Annotated in this window: 5 protein-coding genes; all 5 read left to right on the top strand. The window is 32.5% G+C overall.

Going from position 1 to position 5,842, the window contains the following annotated elements; genetic code table 11:
- Positions 1–256: 256 nt before the first annotated feature.
- On the top strand, positions 257–793 hold the full coding sequence (locus HNR53_RS22900) for a helix-turn-helix domain-containing protein (RefSeq protein WP_184530476.1): 537 nt from the start codon (positions 257–259) through the stop codon (positions 791–793).
- Between the two features lie 60 nt (positions 794–853).
- The gene (locus HNR53_RS22895; protein WP_184530478.1) at positions 854–1,990 is read left to right on the top strand and encodes a tyrosine-type recombinase/integrase; all 1,137 of its coding nucleotides are present in this window, start codon (positions 854–856) and stop codon (positions 1,988–1,990) included.
- Positions 1,987–4,098, top strand: a complete 2,112-nt coding sequence (locus HNR53_RS22890; protein WP_184530474.1) for a tyrosine-type recombinase/integrase — start codon at positions 1,987–1,989, stop codon at positions 4,096–4,098. Before HNR53_RS22895 ends, HNR53_RS22890 begins: the two co-directional genes overlap by 4 nt.
- Complete coding sequence (locus HNR53_RS22885) at positions 4,091–4,471, top strand: DUF6262 family protein (RefSeq protein ID WP_184530472.1); 381 nt, start codon at positions 4,091–4,093, stop codon at positions 4,469–4,471. Before HNR53_RS22890 ends, HNR53_RS22885 begins: the two co-directional genes overlap by 8 nt.
- Before the next feature lie 213 nt (positions 4,472–4,684).
- Complete coding sequence (locus HNR53_RS22880) at positions 4,685–5,692, top strand: DUF4179 domain-containing protein (RefSeq protein ID WP_184530470.1); 1,008 nt, start codon at positions 4,685–4,687, stop codon at positions 5,690–5,692.
- The last annotated feature ends 150 nt before the right edge of the window (positions 5,693–5,842 follow it).

The raw sequence follows: 5,842 nt of genomic DNA, 5'->3' as shown, positions 1-5,842 counted from the left end.
TTTTTAAATAGACTACTCTGATAAGAGGATAATATGTTCAATATAAGAGCATATATCCTCTTATTTTTTACATAATATAAACATTAAATATATTTTAAAATTTTTGTATATTATGTATAATATGTGTAAGAACATATATTCGTTATATAGACTTCTTTGTAAGACTGTTATAGACCTCTAATACAACAACAACATTTTCCGATACCACTACATTGTTGTTGTTGTAAAAAAATGATAAGGAAGGTGGAACTCATTGTTGAGAGATTTACTTACAGTTAGAGAAGTTGCAGAAAGATTGCAAAAAAGCGAAGAGACCGTTAAAAGGTGGCTTCGATCGGGGAAGTTCCCTAATGCTTATAAAAAAACGGATAAGCAAGGTTGGCAAATACCTCAACAAGACCTTCAAGCATTATTAATTCCAAGCAGCAAGCCTTCAGTTAAAGAAAAACAAATAAAGAACAACCAGTCGTCTCCTCCACTACAGAATGAAGACACCAAAGAATTAGTTTTATTAGCCTATCAAGCAGTTACTATGACCTCACCTACCCAAACCATGATAAACATTTTGAGCCATATTGGGATTAAACGTACATTAGAAATATTACTGATTATGCAACAATCACCAAACAAGGTGAAAAATCCTGAAGGATTTATTAAAAAAGCAATTAGTAAAGGCTGGACACCAACAACTATACCAATCAAAAAAGAACGGAGTATTGCGAGAATTCAACAAAATAAACACACAGAAAATAGATCAACTCTTCCTTTTTATAACTGGCTTGAAGAAGATTAAAGAGCAGCAATGTCATAGATTGATCCTGTAAAGGAATCTTAGAATATGGCGGTGAATAAAATGCGAGTTCAACAGGTTATTTTAGAAGGTAATGCAAGACGTTATATATTAGTCGATAGCAATGGTTTTCCTGTCCTGCCTGCAATGAGATATTTAAAGTATTTAGATAAAACAAGGAAAAGCAGTAATACCCTAAAAACATACTGTTATTCATTAAAACATTATTTTACCTACTTAGAAGAGACAGATAAAGATTATAAGTATATAAAGTTGGAAGACTTAGCAGGATTTGTCGCCTGGTTAAGAAGTCCTTATGGGAGTTCAAAAGTCACTCCCCTTCAACAAAAGAAAGCAAAACGAACCGAGAAAACTATTAACCTTACTATTACAGTTGTAGCAAACTTCTATGATTACCTTTTCCGAAATGAAGAAGTACACAATGACATGATGGAAAAGTTGATGAAACAAGTGTTTTCAGGGGGTAACTCACGTTACAAAAGTTTCTTACATCATATCAACCAGGACAAGCCTTCGATAAGAAATGTACTTAAATTAAAAGAACCACGCAAAAAAATAGAAATACTGACAAAGGAACAAGTGCAGCAAGTATTAGAGGCAACAACCAATATACGAGATACTTTTCTAATTCAAGTGTTATTTGAAACTGGATTGCGTATTGGAGAAGTTCTCTCGCTTTTCATGGAAGATTTTATATTTGACCATGCAAAAGGTCATAGGATTCATTTAACTAATCGAGGGGAATTAGAAAATGGGGCAAAGTTAAAAACAGGGGAACGTGAGCTTTTCGTGTCACAGTCTTTAATGGATTTATATGATGATTATTTGTATGAAATTATTGACGATTTGGATGTGGACACAAACTTTGTATTCGTAAAATTGCGTGGCGAAAACACAGGAAAACCATTGACATATAGCGATGTAGAGTCTCTTTTTAAGCGATTGAAGAAGAAAACAGGGATAAACCTTCATCCCCATTTATTTCGTCATACACACGCTACTATCTACTATCAAAAAACAAAAAACATTAAACATGTGCAAGAACGCTTAGGGCACTCCCAAATTCAAACAACGATGAATCTATATCTCCATCCTTCGGATGAGGAAATCCGAGAAGATTGGAGGAAAGCACAGTCTGAATTTGACCTAACAAATAACTTAAAAGGAGATAACGGATGAAGTATGTAAAGGATATTCATATAGATGAAATAGGTTTCCATGAAGGTTTACAAAAAGAACTGTCCACCTATCCTGAAAAAGAAGTGAATAAAGATGGAACCGTTACTATTGAGCGAGTAAACAATCCTTATTTTTTAGTCAACGACAGTTGGAATATCGACTTTTTAGGTGAAATTAAGCAGTTCGAAGAAATGGTAGCATCCTATAACTATTCGAATAAAAATATTTATTTTCGATTTATCAGCCCCACACTAAATTTAGAAGTGAAATATGTATATTATCAGCAACTGTTTAATGAATTATGGACAATCAAGAATATTTTTTCGGCTCAAAGCCCATTTAATAGAATGACAGAGTTTTTAAACGAGAAATACCCCAAACTTTTTTCTCTATTAGAATTAGATATCGATAAAGTGGAACGAGAGTATTTATTTTGGTTAAATGAAAAAGGAATTAATACTCAGGAAATTAAAAAAAGGGTACTTAGTAAAAATAGTGTATGTAAATCTCCCGTAGCAAGGTTTTTAAGAACAATTTATACAGCCTTATTCCAGTTTTCTGATAAACGAGAAGAATGGGGAAAAGACAAGTGGGATATTCGTATTTTACATGACAAATATGGGATTGATTACAATAAAAGTGAATCAAATTATTATCTTAATTTCTCAAAGATAGACGAAAAATTTAGGGAGGAAGTTAAAAAGTATTTTAAACAACGATTGCTCAGTAAAAACAAATTCTCTTGGGGTACAGCAGTAAATTATATGACACATTTAACACGTTTTTTCACATTTGTATCTGACATTGAACCAACATGGAGAAATTTAAAAAACTTAAAAAGAACCTATATCGAAAAATACATTGAACATCTACATGAATACTCTGAAAGTAATCTAAAACGACGTAATTCACACCCTGAATTTTATGTAATGAGATCATTATCAATCTTACAAAAGTTTCTTGAAGATATTCAACGGTATGAATTTGGGATTGCTCCCAAAACCCATGTGCGATTATTGATTTTTCCCGGTGATAAGCCACAGCTCAGAAAAAAATCGATATATCAAATTAACTATATTCCAGACTATGTATTAGAGCAACTTTTTACTCATATTGATGATTTGCATAAAGAAGTTATCCCTGTTGTTTGGATTGCCTTTAAAACAGGGCTTAGAATATCTGATGTATTAGGATTAACTACAAATTGTTTAGTTCAATTCAACGGTCAATACTCTATTCAAACCGATATTGAAAAAACCTATGTAAAAGGACATCGAATCCCAATTGATGAACAACTGGCAGGAACCCTTGCGGTTCTAATAGAAAAATCAAAAGAACATAGCCATCAAGACAATAATCCCGAAGGGTATATTTTTATACGATATCGTGGTCAACGAAAAGGAAAACCATATAGTCAAATTTGGATTAGAGAACAACTGAATATATTAGCAAAACAAAAGAACATTACTGACGAAAAAGGAAACTTGTTTCATTTCAAAACACATCAGTTCCGACATACTTATGCAGTAAAAATGTTAAATGGTGGTGCAGATATTTTAACCGTGCAAGAGTTATTGGCTCATGCTTCCCCTGAAATGACACTAAGATACGCAAAGCTATTAGATGATACCAAAAGAAAAGCGTTTGAATCGGTCATAAAGCAAGGTGTTTTTAGCTTTGACTTAAATGGCGAAGTAAAAGAAATTAAAGTAGGAGAAGATATTCCGACAGACATAATGGATGCCTTATGGCAGGATCACAAGTTAAATGCAATGGATAACCCGTATGGAACGTGCCACGCTCGTTTAAACGGAAATTGCCCTCATATGGAAGCACCCCCTTGTCTTACTTGTGGTTCTAATCAAACACCATGTAAAGATTTAGCTGTAGGTTTTTCAGAATTGGATAAGCAAAAATACGAACTTCATATTAAAACAACCACAAAAGCAATTGAAATAGCAAAACAACGAGGTCGAGAAGAGATAGCCGAGAAAAACGAAAAGAATTTACAACGATACCAAAATATTTTAAACACTCTTCAAGAAGGAAATGTTATTTTTGGTAGACAAGATCGGATTAAAAGAAAAATAGGTGTTAGAAATGGCTGAATATGACCGCTATGCCCATTTGAAAGCCATTCATGCCAAACGTAAAGAAAATACCCATCAAAAAATAGATGAGGCCATTAAAAGGCTTTTAAAAGCTAATGAAAAAATAAACTTTAACAGTGTATCCAATGAAGCTGATGTATCAAAAGCAACACTTTACAACAACGAAGACTTCCGTTCGAGAATTGAAACATTAAGAGACCAACAATCGCAAGTACCTACTCCAAAACAAGTGAAGAGAGAAATGAATGAAAGTAACAAGGATGCCCTGATCGCTTCCCTAAAAAGGAAAAATAAGAAATTGGCAGATGAAAACAAGCAATTAAGAGAGCAACTAAAAGTAGCTTACGCAGATGTTTATAAAAAGTTATAGTCAATAGGAGAACGTTGTTCTCCTTCTTCAACTATCATGGGCCAGATTGTGACATAAAACTTAATAATAAACTTGGATATTATGTTGAAGTATATATAGATTAGATTGAGAAGAATTTAAGGTAATGTAAGATTAAATTAATTACAGGTTTCCTATTTTTATCATATTTGGGGAAAATTGGGCATCATTTATAATATAAAAGGGGGTGTTTTAATGTCTAAAAAAATATTTATTACTTTTTTATTAATGATATCAATTCTGTCAGCTTGCAGTTCTAAATCACAAAGTTTTATTGCTGAAAGTGTTAATGGACAAGCAGAGTTGATTACTGTTGAAAGTGATGAGGAAGAGAAAATATTTTCCAGTAATCATATTGATGATACAGGTTTAAGAATCGAAATTAATCAAGGATATGGTCAAGTTATTGATCAAACAATTTATGATGAAGAACATGACATAACAGTGCATTTTGAGGGTGTGATGACGGATGATAAGGAGACAAAACTCTTATTGACCTATCAAAGTCAAACAACAAATTTAAAGAACTATTATCTCGATATTTTTGAAGGTGAAACTTCAATCAACTTGATTGTTGGAAATAAGCAAAAAAAATTAGATACTGTGGGTTGGGGAAGCAGATATTACAATAGTAAAGAAAACAGAGTGGTTGAGGCTGAGTCTTTTGAATCAATAAAAGAATATGAAGGACAAGACATTCGTTTAGAAATTGAAAATTTAACAATTTATGACGATCAGGAGACTCGTAAAGTGAAAACAAAATGGCCACTTGGTTTCAAGCTTGATCAAACTGCTATCCTAGAAAGAGAAACAGTAGAAATAAACAAGGAATTCAATTTTGAAAAAGAAACATACAAAATTAAGAGGGTGGAGTTTTCACCGTTAGAAACAAGAGTTGTCGTAACTGGATCTGACACGAAACTCCAAACAGATGAAAATGGGATACAATATGAAGTGATGAGCAAATTGGAACAAAAACTCCTTAATGCAAGGAAAGTAGATAAAGAATACGGTTATATTGTTGATGATAAAAAATCTGGTGTATTTTTGAAATCAGCTGGTGAAAGAGTTGATCCAATTTTTAGTAAGGGTGAAGTTTCAGGAGAAGATGACGAATATGTAATGATTTTTGCTCCGGTTAAAGATCGACAAGACTGCATTCTTGAAGTTGATAATGATATAAAGATTCAATTAACAAAGTAAGTTGTGTTACTTAATCCTGATAAATATATATAATTATTAATCCTCCGGAATCGGGCACTTAAATGAAATAAAGGAAGAACACATATTAGTCATGTATAATATGTGTTCTTCTTTATTTTTAGGGATCTTTAATAATTTAGGTCTTGATAA

The sequence above is a fragment of the Bacillus benzoevorans genome (assembly GCF_014207535.1).
In the GTDB taxonomy this organism is placed as follows: Bacteria; Bacillota; Bacilli; order Bacillales; family Cytobacillaceae; genus Bacillus_BD; species Bacillus_BD benzoevorans.
This window is presented reverse-complemented; position numbering and strand designations above follow the sequence as displayed.

Coding starts and splice junctions, on each gene's coding strand:
- HNR53_RS22895 (WP_184530478.1), top strand. CDS start 854: ATGCGAGTTCAACAGGTTATTTTAGAAGGTAATGCAAGACGTTATATA.
- HNR53_RS22890 (WP_184530474.1), top strand. CDS start 1,987: ATGAAGTATGTAAAGGATATTCATATAGATGAAATAGGTTTCCATGAA.
- HNR53_RS22885 (WP_184530472.1), top strand. CDS start 4,091: ATGGCTGAATATGACCGCTATGCCCATTTGAAAGCCATTCATGCCAAA.
- HNR53_RS22880 (WP_184530470.1), top strand. CDS start 4,685: ATGTCTAAAAAAATATTTATTACTTTTTTATTAATGATATCAATTCTG.